Source organism: Tumidithrix elongata BACA0141, assembly GCF_036349135.1.
GTDB classification, from domain to species: Bacteria; Cyanobacteriota; Cyanobacteriia; order Pseudanabaenales; family Pseudanabaenaceae; genus Tumidithrix; species Tumidithrix elongata.
In genome coordinates this window covers 1-18,880 of sequence record NZ_JAZBJZ010000062.1, presented here as the reverse complement: position 1 = coordinate 18,880, position 18,880 = coordinate 1, and the positions used below count along the sequence as shown (strand labels likewise).

17 protein-coding genes are annotated in these 18,880 nt (G+C 45.7%); 8 read left to right on the top strand and 9 right to left on the bottom strand.

The window, feature by feature from the left end; genetic code table 11:
- Window positions 1–15 precede the first annotated feature (15 nt).
- Window positions 16–873, bottom strand: a complete 858-nt coding sequence (locus V2H45_RS15105) for a hypothetical protein (protein WP_330484483.1) — start codon at window positions 871–873, stop codon at window positions 16–18.
- A gap of 200 nt (window positions 874–1,073) precedes the next feature.
- Here V2H45_RS15105 and V2H45_RS15100 point away from each other — a divergent pair, with 200 nt between their 5' ends.
- The 5 genes from V2H45_RS15100 to V2H45_RS15080 all read left to right on the top strand — a co-directional run bounded on the left by V2H45_RS15100 (window position 1,074) and on the right by V2H45_RS15080 (window position 4,516).
- Window positions 1,074–2,270 (top strand): Coenzyme F420 hydrogenase/dehydrogenase, beta subunit C-terminal domain, encoded by a 1,197-nt coding sequence (locus V2H45_RS15100; RefSeq protein ID WP_330484482.1) that lies wholly within the window; start codon window positions 1,074–1,076, stop codon window positions 2,268–2,270.
- Window positions 2,271–2,401: 131 nt separating this feature from the next.
- Window positions 2,402–2,881: a hypothetical protein gene (locus V2H45_RS15095; RefSeq protein ID WP_330484481.1), complete on the top strand. Its 480-nt coding sequence runs from the start codon at window positions 2,402–2,404 to the stop codon at window positions 2,879–2,881.
- A gap of 214 nt (window positions 2,882–3,095) precedes the next feature.
- Window positions 3,096–3,458, top strand: a complete 363-nt coding sequence (locus V2H45_RS15090; protein WP_330484480.1) for a hypothetical protein — start codon at window positions 3,096–3,098, stop codon at window positions 3,456–3,458.
- Between the two features lie 101 nt (window positions 3,459–3,559).
- Window positions 3,560–4,084, top strand: a complete 525-nt coding sequence (locus tag V2H45_RS15085; protein ID WP_330484479.1) for an HNH endonuclease — start codon at window positions 3,560–3,562, stop codon at window positions 4,082–4,084.
- A 42-nt stretch (window positions 4,085–4,126) separates the two neighbouring features.
- On the top strand, window positions 4,127–4,516 hold the full coding sequence (locus V2H45_RS15080) for an alr0857 family protein (protein WP_330484478.1): 390 nt from the start codon (window positions 4,127–4,129) through the stop codon (window positions 4,514–4,516).
- Between the two features lie 165 nt (window positions 4,517–4,681).
- Here V2H45_RS15080 and V2H45_RS15075 read toward each other — a convergent pair whose 3' ends face one another.
- From V2H45_RS15075 to V2H45_RS15045, 7 genes are all read right to left on the bottom strand, one after another.
- The gene (locus tag V2H45_RS15075) at window positions 4,682–6,121 is read right to left on the bottom strand and encodes a flavin monoamine oxidase family protein (protein WP_330484477.1); all 1,440 of its coding nucleotides are present in this window, start codon (window positions 6,119–6,121) and stop codon (window positions 4,682–4,684) included.
- A 1-nt stretch (window position 6,122) separates the two neighbouring features.
- Window positions 6,123–7,259, bottom strand: coding sequence for an LPS export ABC transporter periplasmic protein LptC (gene lptC / locus V2H45_RS15070; RefSeq protein ID WP_330484476.1), 1,137 nt, complete (start codon window positions 7,257–7,259; stop codon window positions 6,123–6,125).
- Between the two features lie 47 nt (window positions 7,260–7,306).
- Entirely contained in the window at window positions 7,307–8,371 is a 1,065-nt protein-coding gene (gene dusB / locus V2H45_RS15065) for a tRNA dihydrouridine synthase DusB (RefSeq protein WP_330484475.1), read from the bottom strand.
- Window positions 8,372–8,455: 84 nt separating this feature from the next.
- Complete coding sequence (gene fghA, locus V2H45_RS15060) at window positions 8,456–9,313, bottom strand: S-formylglutathione hydrolase (protein ID WP_330484474.1); 858 nt, start codon at window positions 9,311–9,313, stop codon at window positions 8,456–8,458.
- 45 nt (window positions 9,314–9,358) lie between these two features.
- Complete coding sequence (locus V2H45_RS15055; RefSeq protein WP_330484473.1) at window positions 9,359–10,354, bottom strand: glycosyltransferase family 2 protein; 996 nt, start codon at window positions 10,352–10,354, stop codon at window positions 9,359–9,361.
- Window positions 10,355–10,356: 2 nt separating this feature from the next.
- Window positions 10,357–12,474 carry a sugar transferase gene (locus tag V2H45_RS15050; RefSeq protein WP_330484472.1) on the bottom strand — a complete coding sequence of 706 codons (2,118 nt, stop codon included), beginning with the start codon at window positions 12,472–12,474 and terminating at the stop codon, window positions 10,357–10,359.
- Complete coding sequence (locus V2H45_RS15045) at window positions 12,474–13,412, bottom strand: glycosyltransferase family 2 protein (protein WP_330484471.1); 939 nt, start codon at window positions 13,410–13,412, stop codon at window positions 12,474–12,476. The genes V2H45_RS15050 and V2H45_RS15045 overlap by 1 nt, the downstream gene beginning before the upstream one ends.
- A gap of 231 nt (window positions 13,413–13,643) precedes the next feature.
- Between V2H45_RS15045 and V2H45_RS15040 the strand changes: the two genes are divergently transcribed.
- From V2H45_RS15040 to V2H45_RS15030, 3 genes are all read left to right on the top strand, one after another.
- Complete coding sequence (locus V2H45_RS15040; protein ID WP_330484470.1) at window positions 13,644–13,964, top strand: STAS domain-containing protein; 321 nt, start codon at window positions 13,644–13,646, stop codon at window positions 13,962–13,964.
- Between the two features lie 193 nt (window positions 13,965–14,157).
- Window positions 14,158–14,328 carry a hypothetical protein gene (locus V2H45_RS15035; protein WP_330484469.1) on the top strand — a complete coding sequence of 57 codons (171 nt, stop codon included), beginning with the start codon at window positions 14,158–14,160 and terminating at the stop codon, window positions 14,326–14,328.
- The gene (locus V2H45_RS15030) at window positions 14,325–15,992 is read left to right on the top strand and encodes a GMC family oxidoreductase (RefSeq protein WP_330484468.1); all 1,668 of its coding nucleotides are present in this window, start codon (window positions 14,325–14,327) and stop codon (window positions 15,990–15,992) included. The genes V2H45_RS15035 and V2H45_RS15030 overlap by 4 nt, the downstream gene beginning before the upstream one ends.
- A gap of 149 nt (window positions 15,993–16,141) precedes the next feature.
- Here V2H45_RS15030 and V2H45_RS15025 read toward each other — a convergent pair whose 3' ends face one another.
- Complete coding sequence (locus V2H45_RS15025) at window positions 16,142–18,559, bottom strand: NB-ARC domain-containing protein (protein ID WP_330484467.1); 2,418 nt, start codon at window positions 18,557–18,559, stop codon at window positions 16,142–16,144.
- Window positions 18,560–18,880: the final 321 nt, after the last annotated feature.

Sequence of the window (18,880 nt, the reverse complement as noted above, 5' to 3'; positions counted from 1 at the left end):
GCTCAATTACAATGCTTAGAAATCGTCATCTTTTTTCTTCTTTTTCTTTTTTCCCTTCTTACCTGAGCTAACCGAGCCAAAACCCTTGCCAGTAGGTCGTCGAAGCGCAGAGATTTGCCCGATGACAGCAATCACGTCGCGATCGATGTCTTGCTGTCGCTGCTTTCGTATCAATTTAATATAATCTGGCTCTTTAGCAACCAGCTCCTCTGGCGAAAAATCAGACTCTTTTTTCAGCCCGAACTTCACCTGAGCCGCAGGCCAAGATCCTGTCAAAAACTCATCGATCTCGCAGTTTTCAAACACCTCCGCCAGTAATGCGGCTTCTTCTACAACTTCCAACTGAATCAGCTTATCGACCAACGTTGAATTGAGCGTCCCATCGTCTTGGTTTCGATAATTTCGTAATTGCTCGACGATAGCTTGCACGCAAGCTTCACGGCACTCTGGATGTGCCTGAGCGATCGCTTCCAACCCATTTGCTGCGCTCGTTTGCACCCATCCGACTTGGGTAGCTCCTGCCATAAGTTTCACCAATGGCGCGATCGCGATCGCACCCACCTCTCGACTGAGACCAAATACCTCCTCATTCAAATAATCGTCATCAGGGAACTTCTGCAAAAGTTCTATATAGAGCGTTATGGCGGCCTCTGGATCGAGCTGAGCCAATGCCCTTAGTGCATGAATAAAGTAATCAATTGACTCACAGCCCAAAGGCTCTTCATCACAGCTTAATCGGATCAGATCGGGTATATCCACTTTTGTCAGCCCGAACTGTGTTGGGTAATCAATCCACCGATCGTTCCAAGCAGTGGGCTCCTTAATGAACAAAAGCTGTGCTACAGGGTTTTCATAGGTATGAAGATTTGTCATGGGTTAAGGTATGAATGGGAAGTTTTGTATACAGAGTGCTTCTAATTAGATCTTGCAACATCAACGACTAAACTTAAATCTGAAGCATACTGTAAATCAAGAATCAATCAGTAAGCAAATCATAAACTTGGTCAAAATATCTTAAGGTAGTTAAAGTTAGCAAATCACTTTAAGCCAAACCTTTAGATTTAAATTCCAGTATGCCTATCACACCTGCTCATCACAAAGCCAAGGCTTTACCTAGCGTCAAGCGTCGCCCTGCCAAAGAACTATGCAGTGAATGTGGTCTGTGTGATACCTACTATATTCACTATGTTAAAGAAGCTTGTGCTTTCATCACGCAGCATATTGGCGAACTAGAAACCCAGTCTCACGGGCGCGATCGCAACCTTGACAGCGATCGCGAGCTATATTTTGGCGTGCATCAAGACATGATTGCCGCACGTAAAACCGAGCCGATCGAAGGCGCCCAATGGACGGGGATTGTGAGTAGCATCGCCATTGAAATGCTGACTAAAGGTATGGTAGAGGGTGTGGTTTGCGTCCAGTCTAGTGAAAGCGATCGCTTTAAACCCCAGCCCGTCATTGCCCGCACCCCCGCCGAGATTCTGGCGGCAAGGGTAAATAAGCCTACGCTCTCGCCCAACCTGTCCGTACTCGAACAAATCGAGCAGTCGGGGATGAAGCGCTTGCTTGTAATTGGCGTTGGTTGCCAAATCCAAGCCTTGCGAACTGTCGAAAAGCAGTTGGGGCTGGAAAAGCTCTATGTCCTCGGTACGCCCTGTGTCGATAATGTCAATCGTGCTGGGTTGCAGAAATTTCTCGAAACCACGAGCCGATCGCCTGAAACTGTCGTGCATTACGAATTTATGCAGGACTTTAACGTCCATTTCAAACATTCCGATGGTTCGATTGAGAAGGTTCCATTTTTTGGGTTGAATACGAAGGAACTGAAGGATGTATTCGCACCTTCCTGTATGACTTGCTTTGACTATGTTAATGCGCTTGCCGATCTAGTGGTGGGTTATATGGGCGCACCCTTTGGCTGGCAATGGATTGTCGTTCGCAATGACACAGGTAAGGAAATGTTGGAGATGGTCAAAGATCAGCTAGAAACCCAAGCTGTGATGTCCAATGGCGATCGCACCGCCGCAGTGCAACAGGGAATCGCGGCTTATGACAATGCCACGACAATTCCCATGTGGTTGGCTTACCTAATTAATTTCTTTGTGAATAAAATTGGACCTAAAGGGTTAGAGTACGGTCGCTTTTCGATTGACTCTCACTTTGTCCGCAACTATCTCTACGTGAAGCGTAACTATCCCCAAAAACTAGAAGCCCATGTACCTGAGTTTGCCAAGCGAATTATCTCACGCTATAAGTTACCAAAACAATAGATGGTAGAAGACTATAGTGCTCCTATTGGACACATGCGAGGTTCTTTTTTCTGCAAAGACTTGTGGGGGCATTCATAAATCCCCCCATGCCCTAGTTGTTTCTTGAAGAATAAATTCTGGAGACTATTTTTATGATCGCCAATCACTTTTTATCAGCTATTTTGGCTTTACCGATCGCCTTCAATATCCAAAATTACGGTTCTATTGGAACCAGTACCGATATTTTGGTAAGCGAATCGCGAGGGCAGGATCTGACTCAGAAGCAAATCAGTCAAATTCGAGTTGTTGCAGAAAAAATTCCACCAGAATTGCTTCGTCAAAGAACCCATGAAGTCATAGATTTTGCTGGTACTTATCGGGCTTATATCATTCCCATCTCAGTTTCAGAGGAACGCATTGCGATCGAAGATCTCAAGACCAAAACGATCTATACAGTCCAGATTTTACCGTCCTTACCGCGCCCGTTCTCCAATCTAAAATGGGTTTGGAATTCAGATCGGAAGAGCTGGGTTCTAAGTCTCGAACGCTGGGCAACGCCTCACTTTGGCTACCTCTACGAAATTGATATAAAACAGCGAAAACTAATTCGAGAAGTCCCCATTTCGGGATAGATACCTATGTCGCGATCGCCTAGAATGATTCGCTAAGCATATTTACTCATATTGAGCGCAAACTTGAAGCCGATCGCAAATCGCTAAAAAGGATGGTTTACAAAATAAGGCGATTATGCTTATACTACGGTTGTAGCACGTCAACTTGTAATTTTAGGTTTTCAGCTTTCAACACATCATTCATTTCATTAAACGCTAACTGCGCCCAAAAGCCATGTTTTCCTTGTATCCCTTACAACCCATGATTCTCGCCACCAGCCTCAGACGGTTTACACAATCGTTTGTTGGAATTTTGGCAGAGATGTTTGTGTTACAGGAAAATCTGTGGACGGGCTGCCCCATTACTGAAACGGGTATGGGGGCGGAAACTGCGAAAGGCACAAACGATGGCTGCAAACTTCATGCAGTTGCAAGTTTTGGAGGCACTAGTTTTGGAAGCAAAGGATATGCAAAATCCGATCGCGATCGCTCAGAGCGCAGTTCCTATAATTCGCCGAATTCACTAAATCTAAATATAGACAAGATTAGAGCGCACAACACAAGCGGGAGGTATTGGCTGACAGCCATACCGACGTAAAGCATAGGTAGAACCCCCTCACCCTTGCCCCCGCTTTCATACAGAGAAAGTGGGGGTTTTGATTTGCTAAAAAATTTGACAAATAATTGAGGAGTAAAACAGTGTCATACACAGGTCAAATCCAGCCAGAAGTTCTCAACCAGTCTGTAGTGGTGTTTTCACAAAACTATTTACCGATCAGCCGTATCAACATCAAACGCGCGATCGCTCTTCTGGTCACAGGTAGAGCTGAACCCCTCGATTTATTTAGTCAAGTCGGTTGGCAGGTTCGCTCTCCGCGTTTGGAACTACATGTACCCGAACACATTCGGTTAACGATTGGCAAATCGGAACGGCATTGGAAAATCCCAGCGGTGAGTCGGCGTGAAATTCTCCGTCGCGATCGCCAGGCTTGTCAGTACTGCGGTAGCACCAAAAAACTGACGCTAGATCACGTTATTCCCCGCGCCCAGGGCGGCCCGCACACATGGGAAAACGTGGTTACAGCTTGCGAACCATGCAACCTGCGCAAAGGAAACCGCACGCCCCTTGAAGCCAACATGCCCCTGCGCTCAAAACCTAAAGCCCCAACGCATCCGACCGTTGGCTTTGCCGAACAGTTTTGGCGCGAACATCAAACCTCTTGAAATCTCTCGCAACGTCACTTATCGAGGAATGCTTCTAAAAACATGTTGAAGCTTATTTTTACTGAAAACGGATTGTACATTGAGAAACTCGACATCGGTATCGATGAATTTATCAATACCCGTGTGGCGATCGCTCGCTGTGCCAGTCAACCCATCGCGATCGCGATCAGCAGCGCTTCGATGCTTTTACCTAATGGTGTACCCACACTAACGGAATTGGTGATGGCAATCAATCAAGAAGCAATGCATCAAATCGCGATCAACTTGGTGGACAGCGACTGTGTGGAAGTCAGTATCGCTCGCGGGCACTGGATTACTTCTACGCCTGATGCTGAAACTGGCATCTTCGCAGTTACCCTCAGCGATCGCATTGAATCTGCTCTATTTAAACTATGGCAGTTCAGTATGGTTCTCTTGCCTCTTTCTAAATAAATGATGTTATTTGGAGGTTTGGGAACCTATACATCAATATCTTATCTCCACTCTCTTTCCCGCCAAGGGAAAGGGAGTGGTACCATTTTGTAAAAAGACCGTGCTCTGCATGGAATCCAACAATCGATCTGTCACAAATTTAAGAGAAATTGGTATGAGGTAAGCTTAGTGAGTCATCATAGCGATTTTTTTGGCTTCGCGTTCCCCTGAAAGAAAAGCACCGTGTACTGTACTGGGATAGGCTTTATGGGTGGCTTCACCCGCAAAGAACAAGCGATCGCCTACAGGCTCAGCCAAGACCTCATGATCTGTCAACGAAGATCCGCGTGGCATGATCGAGTAGGAACCTCTAGACAGCGGATCGCTATGCCATTGGGTAGCGATCGCATGGGTTGGCTCGGGAATAGAACTACCAAACATCACCTTTAAATCGGTCATCACAGTTCCCACAACCCGATCGAGGGGCAGTTTCTCAAGTTCGCGAGAATAGGTTCCACCCATCAATGCCGCCAACACGGGCACATCCACATACTTTTGCCAATTCCAATAATCCATCATCTGCGATCGGTTGTCCTTGAGCAGTCCCAAAAAGTGAGAAGATTCATCCCAAAATTGTTTGGGGAACTTGAGGACGACTTTATTGAGAGCGCCCATACCCAAATGCTGAATCGCTTGTAGCTTTGCCTGCGGCAAAGGAGGTTCAAAAGCAATGCTGCCCTGTTTGAGTACGCCCAAGGGAACCGTAATGATGGTGCGATCGCTTTGAAATGCACCTTGATTTGTGGAAACACTTACCCCTTGAGCGTTGTATTCCACCTTGCTTGCGATAATCCCCAAACGAATATCCAATCCCTGCGCTAACCCATTGACAATCTGAACGTAGCCTTTTGGGAAGACCAAATCTACACCTGTAAATTCTAAATCTTCATCATGGGTCTTGAGTCCCAGTTCTGATAGACTTGCACCATTCTCAATTTCAATTTGAGAAGCGAGTTGCCAATTTACACCCTGTGAGATCTTGGGCGAAAAATTCTTCGTCGCTAAGATTTTCGATACAGCTTCTTCTAAGCTGGTGTTTAAGGATTCGTTGTCAGATTCATTAGCTGCGGTTCTGAGCTTGGAAATTTCACTTTCCACTTCTTTGTAGGCTTGCTCAATTTGTTCAATTTCTGACTGACTCAGGCGTTTGCCATCGCTGCCGTAGAGTGCGATCGCATCAAAATCCGTTGCCAAGGTTTGTATTTGAAATTGTTGGGCGAGTTTGGTAATCGGATTGCCATTTTTGCGATGAATCCATGCCGCACCCAAATCGATGGGAACGCCCAAAGAATTATCCGTCCGAATTCTGCCCCCAATGCGATCGCGAGCTTCAAGAACGATGACTTTATAGCCTTTTGTACTTAAATTCCTAGCAGCCGCAAGTCCCGCTACACCCGCACCTATTACCAGAATATCGGTTTGATTGGATTTTGTCGTTTCTGTCTCATTGGATCGTGGTGGGGTATTAGCATTGATAGCGGGGGAACAGCCATACTGCTCCAGTGCGATCACGGCTGCGGACAATAAGGAAGTGCTGACAAATTGCCTGCGACTAAATTTCGACATATTACTGCGGTGTAATTTGGGTAATCACATTGGTTCCTGTGACTTGAACGGTTTGCTTTTCGAGATTGGCAACGGCGCGATCGCCCGCCACATTTAAATTCTTTTCAGGCTGTCGATAGGTAACATTGCCATCGCCTGTCACCATTTGAGTAGGAATTAACCATTCCACCTTATCGGCATTGACCACCCCTTGGGTGGATTTAAAACTAGCTTGGACGCGTCCAACCAGATTGATTTTCTCTGTATCGAGTTGGGCTTCTCCTTTCATGGCTGTGACCTCTAAGCCCCGACTGGTACTAATCGCTTTAAATTCCACAGGTAGAGTGACTAGTTGCTTTTCAATATTCCACAGCACCTTCGAGGTTTCAATCTCCACATCTAACTTTGGATCTTTGCCCTTAATCTCATTCTCTAGGGTAACGATTTGGGTTTTCGTATCCCATTCTCCCTTTTTTGCCTTAACTGTCAGTTTGTCTTTGACCTGCAACACATCAAGGGGCAACTTGCTAAATACCTTATGGGTGTCAGCGTTCCAAGTAATCGCTTCTCCTTTAATTTCTACGGGTGGCTTCACGGAGGTAACGATCACGTCTTTCTCAATCGTGAAGGTGTTCACGCTAGGATTTGCCTTAAGGGTTTTACCCACAATTGAGATTTTTTGATCGAACTTATCGATCTTAAGATGCCCCGTAGCGGTAAGCAGGTCTCGATCGGAGTTCCACACCATATTATCGGCAACCAAGGTGATTTTATCTTTGAGCGCGATCGCCTTGACGTTACTTTTTAAGGTAATTTCGCGGTTGGCTTGGTTGATCACGCCTCCGTCAGCGGTTGCCTCAATCAGGGGCTTGCCGTCTTTATAAAATTTGCCCTGAACCTTGACGACATCCGCCACCTTTTGGTCTTGTCTATAGTCAGCCCGTTCAGATTTAACTTCCCAGAGCAAATTGCCCTTATCATCAAATTCTTTGAGGGTGGTATTTAAGAGGCTAGACCCTGGGGGCTTTTGGGACTCTACGACAGGAGCTGGGGGCTTTTGCGTTCCAATCCAGATCACCCCAAAACCAACCACAGCAGCAATTAAAAGCAGGACAAGAATTCTGAGTAACCGATTTCCGATTAACTTAAATTTTTTCATAATTTGTCATGTCACCTTTTGATTTAGCTGCTTTGATATTGCTGCCCCTACATGGCAACGGTAAATGCGAGATCCTCGGCACTCGCCGCGATCGGATGGTCAGGATTTTCTAGTTTTGCGATCGCATTGTCCAGTAAGTCTAACCCCTGCTGCAAATTTTCGACCAAACATAATTGTCCGCGCAGCAGGGCAGCACCTGCAAAACCCTTAGCGTACCAAGTCATATGTTTGCGGGCTTGACGAATGCCGCGATCGCCTTTGTATTCATGCAACCCCACCAAATGTTCGCGGGCGACTTTGAGCCGCTCAATCGGTGTTGGCTTGGGCTTGTGCGATCCTGTTTTTAGATAATGATCGACTTCACCCACCAAAAACGGATAGCCCAAAGTTCCACGGGAGCACATGACACCATCGGCTCCTGTGGCTTCTAAACAAGCGATCGCGGCTTCGGCAGAGAAAATATCGCCATTGGCAATTACAGGAATTGATAGAACTTCCTTAACGCGACGAATCCATTCCCATTTGGCAGACCCATTGTAGCCTTGGGCGCGGGTACGTCCGTGCACCGTAATCATTTGCGCCCCCGCCGCTTCCATGCGGCGGGCAAATTCTAAAATATTGATTTCTGTCTCGCTCCAGCCAATTCTTGTTTTGACGGTGACAGGGACATTGACGGCATTGGCGACCGCGCGCACGATCGCTTCGGCAATCTCAGGCTGACGCAGCAAAGAAGAACCTCCACCATTTTTGGTGATTTTATTCACGGGACAGCCCATATTGATATCGACCGTATCTGCGCCTTCCTCGACGGCTCTTTGGGCGGCTTCGGCGAGAAAGTCGGGGCGACAGTCAAATAGCTGAATGCTGATCGGTGTTTCGGCGCGATCGACTTCCATGATCTTGGGCAATTCTTTGATGTAATGCAGCCCAGTGGCATTCACCATTTCGGTGTACATCATCGATTCGGGCGCATAGTTTCGTACCAATCTGCGAAACACCATATCGGTCACACCAGACAGGGGCGATTGCAATACCCGACTATTTAGCTCAAAGTCGCCAATTTTCAGCGGTTCGACTAGTTTTCGTTGGAGATCGGGCGATAGCGCAGACATAGATTTTGAGCAGGTTTGACAAGAGTTCTCTGCACCCATGATACGGCAGAATTAAGCTAGCGAAACATGGCTTTTGGGCGCGATTCATCCCCCTAGTAGGGCTTGGGCGTGATGGCGCATATGGTCGGCGATAAAGGTACTGATAAAGTAATAGCTGTGATCGTAGCCCGTCTGCCTGCGTAAAATCAGAGGCTGTTCGGCTTTGATACAAGCTTGTTCAAACCGATCGGGCAATAGCTCGTTTAGGAAGCGATCGCTCATGCCCTGATCGATCAAAATGGGGCGACCGTACTTGGCACTTAGCACCAGTTCGCTAGCATCGTAGGTGCGCCACAGCTCTGGATTTTCGCCCAGATAGCCTGTAAAAGCCTTTTGCCCCCAAGCCGATTGCATCGGTGCAGAGATCGGGGCAAAGGCGGAAACAGAGAGATATCGCTGCGGGTTACGCAGGGCACAGACCAAAGCTCCATGCCCTCCCATGGAATGGCCGAAAATACCTTGGCGATCGCTTCGGACAGGAAAATTTGCGGCAATCAAGGCTGGTAATTCTTCCGTGACATAGCTGTACATTTGATAATGCGATCGCCAAGGTGCTTGGGTGGCATCAACATAAAAACCCGCACCTGCGCCAAAGTCCCAATCCTTATCTTCATCGGGAATTCCTGTCTGGCGCGGACTGGTATCGGGCACAACCAGCATTAATCCATATTCCGCCGCATACTGAAGTGCCCCAGCTTTAATGATAAAGTTCTCCTCGGTGCAGGTTAGCCCTGAGAGAAAGTAGAGAACTGGAACTGCCTCCAATTTGGCTTGCGGGGGCTTATATACGGCAAATCGCATCTCACCGTTACAAACTTGTGAAGGATGCTTATAGAAACCTACGGTTCCATCAAAGCAAATAGATTCAGAAATGGTGATTAAGTTTGGGTTTGAGAAAGACATATCGCCTGAAGGATTTGTATAGGAATGCTTGAGTACAAAGAGAATTTACTTCTGAAACTTTGCTGCAAATTTTAAGGTAAAGGATTCTATCGCTTGATAGAACGATAATGGAAAGAGAAACAGAAAATAAGCTGCAAGCATCGTTTGAATTGTGCGCTTCGGTTCCTCTAAAATAATTTTCCAGTGGCAACCTAAAGCTTGATGCAGCAGCTTTATCGCCGCCTTCCCATCGCGATTGCGTACCGCTCGACGAGCCAAATAGCGTAATTGATAGGCCTTCGCAATCTGTCCCCATTTGGCAATAAACTCAGGAGCATAGATTTGAGCTTTGGCGATCGCACGTTCCCATGCCTCATACTGTTTCATCATATTTGCCGATAGCCCTCCAGCATTTACCCGATATAGCGTTAGGGCTTCGGGGATACCTTCAAACTGCCAATTGGTTTGCAAAGCGATGCGCAGCCAGCATTCAATATCCTCAGACTGGCGAAAGGTATCGTCAAAGTAGAAATCTTCTTCACTGCCATAGAGATTGGCTTGAAACTTAATTGCATCAAATACTTCTCTACGAATTACAGGGGCAGAACCATTGCCAATCGGATTGCGACAGAGCACTTGAGCGGGGGTAATCCCCGTTAATTTAGGAGTCTGTTTGATTCCCAAAGGCTTGCCCAACTCATCGATAAAAGCCGAAGGGCAATAGCTCACGCCCACAAGAGGATTGCACTCTAGGTGCTGTATGTGTTTCTCTAGTTTTTGGGGCAACCAGAGGTCGTCACTATCCAAAAGTGCGATATATTCTCCTTTGGCATGACGAATTCCTGTATTTCTGGCTCCCGCCAAACCGCGATTTTTTTGTTGCACGATCTGAATGCGTGGGTCGTCAAATTCTCGGGCAATCTCGATGCTGCGATCGGGGGACTCATCATCGACAATAATCAGCTCAAAATCTTGAAACGTCTGCGCGAGAACGCTTTGAATCGTCTCCGCAATATAGGCTTCCACTTTGTAAACGGGCACGATCGCTGATACTTTTGCCATAACTATACTGCCTTGTTTTTGCGATCGAACAGAACAACTATTGTTTTTAAGATTAACTGAAGGTCATACCAAACACTCCAATTTTTTCGATATTCAATATCAAAGTTTACGACCTCGGCGAAGCTTCTAACACTAGAACGGCCGTTCACTTGCCACATGCCTGTCATTCCTGGCTTTACATCAAGGCGATTCCATTCCGTAAATTTCTCATCTTGATATTCCATTTCTAGCTCGTAGGCACTGATTTCATTAAATGTCGGCGGACGCGTTCCCACAAGGCTCATGTCACCAACCAAGACATTCCAAAACTGTGGAAATTCATCAAGGCTAGTTTTACGCAAAAATTTCCCAGTTTTGGTAACGCGCGGATCGTTCTCATTTTTAAAAAATTTGTTGTTTGTTGTATCTTGTGACGGCTTATCTGCATCCACTTGATTTTGCACTTTATTTTTAAGTTCTTCGGCATTTTTGACCATCGAGCGAAACTTCCAAATTCGGAAAGGTTTGCTGAGTAAACCGCAGCGATTTTGACCAAATAGAATTCCACCTTTGCTTTCCGATCCGATCGCGATCGCGATCGGAATAAAGAAAAGCGCTGTAAAGAACAGACCAACCAAGCCCCCAACAATATCAATCAATCGTTTAACTGGATTGCGCACCGAAGGATGTAAATCGATACTAGGGTCAATATCAATGGCAGGATATAGAAATTTCAGTGGGATAACCAAAAGTCTCACCACAGGAACTTTGTTTAGAACTTTCTGGAGCTTGTATAGGAATGCATCAATGGGATTTACTTTTTTACCCTGGATCTTTTGATTGCTTTCTGAAGTACGGAAAGTTTGGGAAGCTGGCTCGATCGCGAACACATTACTCAAAGAGGTAGCTGCCAGTAGTGAAATTACCGCATCATTCACGCTCCACAAAACCAGTTCAGTCCCATAGGTAGTGGCTAGTTTCAGGCAATTAATTAAAACCCCTAGACCCGCACTGTCCATAAACCTAGTGCGACTCATATCAACGATCACCTTTGCTAAGGAATCATCCGCATTGCATAGGGTCTGGAAATCTTTTAGGAAATCCCTTGCCGTTACAAATTGTAATTCTTCAGGGGTGCTAATTAGTGCTACATCGCCAAATAGAGCGATCGAAGCTTGTTTGAAATCTTTTTCCTGATTGACTGCATTTTCATCTGTAATTGGAATATATACCGACTGAGGATAAATATCAGCGATCGCTTCACTTCTGACCACAAGCAGATCGAGAGCACCCAATTTCTTTAAAATTCGAGCTGACAAACTAATATTTTTTAGTCTCGTTTTTGATTCCACAAAGATGACTTGGCTTTTACAAAACCATTTGGCAGCTAATAGAAATGGAACTGCAACGCCTGCCCCTGTAGAAAGAATCAACTCGGGTCGTTGACGACGCACCACACTAAATGCCAAACCTAAGTTACGAATCAGATTGGGCAGGTTGCGATTGGTGGGGCTATGAGCCCAATATCTTCGATCGTCTTCGATCTCGGTCTCGGTTGTACCCGTGCGAAAGGTTACCCAAGCGCGATCGCTGCATTGTTCCCAAAAAGGCTTAAGGCTCTGCATGTATTTAAAGTGCCCACCCGAAGAGCAGACCAGCATCATCTTTTGAGGTTGGTAATGCTCTTGCAGGTATTGACATAGCTGTGTTTCCTCAACTTGACCCGTGTTAACTTCTGCGGTCTGTGACAACTTGACAAACTTGGCAAGGTCGGCAGGCGATCGGGCGATCGCTATGCCTCGTTGCTCAAAGGCATCTGCCATTTCCATTTGATGATCGTCAACATGTTCTCGAAATCGATGCGATCGGGGAACTAGAACGTATGGCTTATCTAAGCCTTCCAGTAATTGTGCAGTTCCCTCACCACAATGACCGACAATGAGATTGGCACAATCGATTAATTTTTGAAATTCTTGTTCGGGTAAGACCTGATAAACCCTTGCCCCATTGGGGAAAAATGTGGAGGAACCATACTGAATTACCACCTCTTCAGTAATCAACTGATACTTTCTCAGTAACTCGATCCATTTCATCAAGGCATCGAATTGATATTGTTCTGTTCCAACTGTAACGAAAAGCATTATCTTTTCCCCTTGTTTTTTACAATTGTAAAATAAATATAGCGTCCATAGGTAACCAAAGCCGTAAGCAATGTCCGATGGGGCTGTCGAAACCAGATCCTTAAATCCGATTGAAACGCTCGATTCATAAAATCTACACCCACTTTGGGTGGTAAGCCTAAGCGGCTAGCTCGACGGGCTAAATATCGTAAATGGATAGCTCGGGCGATCGCGTAGTGTTTCTGGACTTCATCAGGAGCATAGGCTTTCACCTTACCCATTAGGACTTCCCACCCCGTTTCCATGCGCTCTAAATCTGAAGAAAGCCCGCCCTGACTGGTACGATATTGCATTAAAACGCGATCGATCCCCTCAATTTTACCCTTTGTCAGCCATATCGCACGGCATAACCATTCTAAATCTTCCGCAAAGCTCATATCCGTGGCAAAAAAACCTGCCTGTTCAAAAATCCTACGCCTTACAAATAAATTAGAAGTCGTGGTTGTAGGGTTTTCGTAAAGTAGATCTGCTAGCTGTAAATCTTTTAACTGAGAAGTCGAAATCTGTCCCGTTAATTTGCCTTCTTGATTTATAAAAGCAACGCGACCAAAGCTGACAGCTAACTCATGATTGAATTGCATATGTTGCATATGAGCTGCTAGCTTATCTGGAAGCCACAGATCGTCAGCATCTAAAAATGTAATAAATTCTCCCTGCGCTTGCTCAATGCCAAGATTGCGAGTAGCTGAAACCCCTTGATTGGTATGGGAGATAACTTGAATTCTCCGATCCTGTTCGGCAATTGACTGGAGGCATGCTAGCGTGCGATCGGTCGATCCGTCATCAATTACGAATAATTCCCAATCCTGAATTGTTTGATTTTGGACAGATTGAATTGAAGCTGCGATCGTAGAGGCGGCATTATAGGCAGGAATGATAATGGATATCTCAGGAGACATAAATTTTCTGTCTTGAATCTGTAAAATGACGAATCAGGACTGAGAAGATGATGCTACATCATGTAATTAAAAGAAAAATTTTGTATGAATTCCGAATACGAAATATTTCAAAACCACTATCACAGTAGCTGGTAATCTATAACTTATGCAACTTATACATGTCATGTAAAGTCATCTAAATTAACCGTCAAAGAATTTAGAATAATAATCTTAATAAATTAAACGTAAATCATGAGTCAATCTGTACAAGTATTAGAGCCTGAGGGCATTATTGATACTTCAGGAGGGAATAAAATCCGCTCAGGGGTCAATACTTTCCTGGATCTGGGAGCTAAGTGGATTTTGATTGACCTCAAAAATATTACATTTATGGATAGCGCTGGGCTAAGAGCGATAGTGGCTATACAGCAATTAGTCCGAGCGAAAGGAGCAAAACTCTACCTCTGTTCCTTAGAAGACCAGCTCCAAATAGCCCTAGAACTAGCAAAAATGGAAAATTTTTTTGAGATTCTCCCCGATCGCGCTGCTTTCGATCGGCTCTTAGAAAATTAATTGTCTGCCATTGAAGTCCCGCTGAAGTCACACTGAAGTCGATCGAATTGAAAATTTCTACAACCAATATTTTGGAGACATTTTCAGTCAAGATATAGATTGCTGTGGTTGCCCTACAAAAGTACTATCCAAAATTGACTTTTTTTGCACCATTCTCTCATCCTAGATTTTTGTCAATTTTAGATTTACACCAATGTCTAAGGTACGCTTTCCCCATAGATTTTTTCAACTTAGTATCACCACCCTCGATCGCTTTTTAGAAATGGTAAAACAAACCAAGGTTAAGGCTTTGGTAAAGACAAATCCCCAAAAGCTTGGGGCTTATTGGGGCAAATCCATCAATTTGAGGTGGATTGCGGCATGAGTAATCCCTATCCTTCTGAGATTTACGATGCAATCGTGGTTGGTTCTGGTGCAAATGGAGGCGTTGCCGCCAAGGAACTCAGCGAAAGAGGCTTAAAAGTTCTCGTGCTAGAGGCAGGACGAGCGATCGATCCACAGGTCGATCTGGGGCATGAGGTCAGGGATATGGCGAAGCGTTTTTATAACCTTGCCATCTCTAAGCGACAATCCCATCAGGCTTTGCATCCAGGTTATTGGAAAGCGAACCCCGATCTGTACATCGACGAAAAAGATAACCCCTACACCACCCCCCCTGACAAGCCGTTCTATTGGACGAGAGGTCGGCAAGTGGGCGGCAAAAGCCTAACCTGGGGCGGAATCACGCTGCGCATGTCCGACTATGAGTTTAAAGCAGCTAGTCGAGATGGGCACGAGCAAGATTGGCCGATCGCTTACAAAGACTTGGCTCCCTACTACGGTGAGTTAGAACGTTTCTTTAAAGTACGCGGCGATCGCAACGGTTTGGCGCAATTGCCCGATGGCGAATATCAGCCCACACTACCCCTGACTCCTGCCGAACTTCATTTCAAGGCTGTGGTAGAAAAACAGTGGCCCGATCGCTGCGTGATCCCTTCACGCGGATTTTCTTTGCACCGATCCACAGCCGCCCAGCCTTGGGCTCCTTCTTCTAGCCAAGGTTCTTCGCTTAAAGCTGCGATCGCAACGGGTAACGTTACCCTGCGATCGGATGCTGTGGTCAGCCATGTTCTTTTCGATGCAGATACGCGCAAAGCCCGTGGGGTAGGATATATCGATCGCGTCCGTAAGACAACCCATGAGGTGTTCGGTCGTACCGTTGTCCTATGTGCTTCCACGATTGAGTCGGTTCGCATCTTGCTGCATTCTACCGAGCACTACCAATCTGGTGGATTGCTCGACACATCGGGAACACTCGGTCGCTTTCTTATGGATCACGTTTCCACTTCCACCTTCTTTTTCTTGCCAGGAATTAAGAATTCCGCCAAGCCCTACGATTTATCTGGTTGCGATAGCTTCTTTATTCCCTGCTTTTGTAATTTAACATCTCAGCAAGAGGATTTCTTACGCGGCTATGGTATCTGGGGTGGGATTCAGCGCTTCCCAGCTATACCTAACGTTTTTCGTAAAGTAGGCGAGGGTGCGATCGGCTTTATGATAGCGCATGGAGAGGTTCTACCTCGCTATCACAATCGAATTCAATTAAACCCTGATATCGTTGATGTTTGGGGAATTCCAGTTCCCCATATTGAATGTGCTTGGTCGGATAACGAACGTCGCATGTTAACCCATATGCATAGCCAAATCGATACAGCGATCGCGCTTGCAGGAGGTAAACCCATGAAGCTAGCTGATATGTTTCGGATCCCTATCTTTTCTGATTTTGTCCATCGTAAGGAGTCAGACATGGAATTTTCTGCACCTCCTGGCTATTATATTCATGAGGTGGGCGGAGCCCGCATGGGAACCTCTGCGAATAACTCTGTTGTGAACGATCGCAATCAATGTTGGGAAGCCCCCAATCTATTTGTGACCGATGGAGCCTGCTGGCCATCGTCGGGTTGGCAAAGTCCCACCTTGACCGAGATGGCAATCACAGCTCGTGCCAGTGCGTTTATTGCCGATGAGATGCGTAAGGGTGTATTTTGAGTCCGTGACGTGGCATCCTTTATTGCCAGGCTCAAAATCTATAGCGATCCTGAATTGCTTGTGAACGCAGTACAGGCTTCTAGCCCTTGCAGGCAAGATGCCTGCGCTACAGATGCATGACAACTCATTTAGGATTGCTATCGAGAACGTTAAAAAGCAGAAAAATTGAGAGAATTTTTGACTTTTTCCACTTGCTTGGGGGCTGACATCTCTGTAAATAATTGAATCGCCCGATCGCAGCTCGATTGGCTCTTTTGGTTGTAATTCTTTTCAGGATATTTACTACTGCATTCTTGCAATGTTAAGCCTAATTGAAAATGAGCTTCGGCTAAATCGCATTTTGTGCCAATTTGTTCTAACAGTTCCACCGCTTGAAAATGATGGGCGATCGCCGTTTCAAAATCTTGGCGATGGCGATAAATTTCGGCTAATCCACTCAAGGCATTTGCTCTTACTTGCGTGTAGTTGTGTTCGTCAGCATAGGCGATCGCTTGCTGAAACAATTGCTGCGAAACGATTGTGTCGCCTAGTTTTTTATAGGTAAGTCCAAGGAATAGCAAACGATGTCCAGTGATTAATTGCGGATGGGTTTGGATGGCTTGATGGAATCCATCTGCCAATTGATGGGCTTTAGTGGTTTCACCCAGACAGGAATACACATAAGCTGCTAGTACATCCACGGAAGGATTGTATAACGATTCCAAGTTGTCAGCAGTCAAACGTTGATGGGTCAGTAGTTCTTCAAATACTGATAAGGCTTGTTCCAATTCCCATAATTCTATTTGGCAAATGCCAGTATTTAAAAGAGCATGTTGTTGCCAGTTTTTTAAATTTCGGAAAGTCGGCTCTTTAAGATCGGGAGTTGACTTTGCACCGATCTGAGCCGCAGCGATCGCTCCTGATTTTTGATGACAAGCGATCGCTTCGTGAATCTGTCCTGAAAGACGATAGAGCACACCTAGAATACTGTACAGTCCGCTAAGGAGGTAATATTTTGAGTCAACTTTAGGAATGATTTGCGATATGGCTGCCATCATCTGCTGTAGCAATCCTAGCTGATAAAAAGAGCGACCAAGTCTTTCTGCTCCAGATAGTTTGGTAGGGCGTCGTTGCAAAATAACATTAGCAGCGCCTTCATAGTCTCCTATTTCTAGGTAGTGATAGTATGCTTCAAAGGCAGTGAGTGCATGTTCGACGGTAGAGAGCGTCTCAATGTGGCTGCTCCAAAATTCGGCGGCAAGGACATTGGTAATTTCCACATCCTCACTGGCACGTAAACGAGCAATCGCCTCAGCCCGAATCGCGGGATGTAGCCAATAGGAATGACGGTGGAACTCCACTAGGGAACGATTGCGTAGGGATTCGACTACATGACGACGTTTTGATGGAGGGACATCCCAAAGCAAGCTTAAAAGTGCCTCCGTGGGTACGGTTGGTATATCCTGATAGCGATAGCAACCTAAACGGACAAGCAAACGATAGGCTTCTGGATCGAGTTGTTGCAAACGCTGGAACTGTCCTGTAACGAGATCGGCAAGATCGGCATGAACCAGCGGATCGTTCCCATATTCTTGCCAATAGACTGACATATCACCATCGAAATCTAAGGCGATCGCACTTTTCATAATCTCCATGGCTTTGGCATTGCCACCGTAAGCTTTATGCATTACCTGAAGCGTGGCAATATCGGTCATATTGCCAAAGAAATCCTGCCATGCCCTCAATTTCAAGCTGGGCAAAAGATAATGACGCAGGCTAATCGCAGCTTCACAGAGGCGATCGCGGCTGGTAATCAGGGTAAGAGACTGAAGCGAAGGATCGGACAAAGTTTGCAAGAGTTCCACATAGCGGCGGTGGGGGGCGATCAATTTCCCTTGGACATCTAAGGCTGGCTCTAGATTGTCAATGAGAATGCCGATACGAGTATTTTGTAGCTTTCGTTTTAGCCGATCTAAAGAAATCCCAAATTCCCGACCTGGTTCCTCACCAAGTTGGCGTAGTCTTTCTTCCACCAAACTTTCTACGGAGGTAATATTGGCGGTCTCTTTAGCGATCGCAAATTCCAAGTATTCACCAAACTTCTGTTGCAGATAGCGACGTGCCAAGGTGGTTTTGCCCACACCCCCCTGAGCCTGAATTAAAACGATCTTAGCTCCTTGTTTTTCTAAGGTTTGGAGGTACGCGATCGCTGAGGCTCTACCAACAAAATCGCGATCGCTTCCCAGTACCTCTCCCTTAAGCTTAGTTCCGTGACTGACCTCTCGATCGCTATCTTGATGCAAATCTACAATAGGCAAAAAATTGGGTAACAGGCGATCGAGTACATTCGGAAAGTTATTTTTTGTCACTTTCTCCCCCAGCAACTCTGACAAAAGTTGCCATAATTGTGCGCCCACATCCTTGACGTGACCTTCCGTATAACCATAGGACTCGGCGATCGTTCCATATTTCTGACCATGCCATGCCTGCTTTAGAATCGCACTTTGAAGAGGGCTCAAGCGATCGCCCGTGCGATCAAACACAAGTTTTTCTGTGAAAATTAAAGCCTCTTCTAAAGTGGCTGTCATTATGAGCTACCTCTTGCTATTCTCAATAGTGTATAGATAGGACTGTTATTATGAAGAAAGCCAAATAGATAAAGAGCATCTGCGTGAAAGTACAATAATACAAGTCTCTAGCCAATTGCGATCTGTCATCAAATCCTGAAGAATTGGTATAATTTCTATTTTTATTATGCTACTGCTTGTGAAAATCGATAACATAAGAAATATAGCTTCCCTAATTGCTCAACCTTGGTATGGGTAATATGGAAGATGAAGATATAAAACAGGAGAGGGCCAATTCAAGGATGAAATGCAACGGGGTCTGATGAAGCAAAGAATACTTCG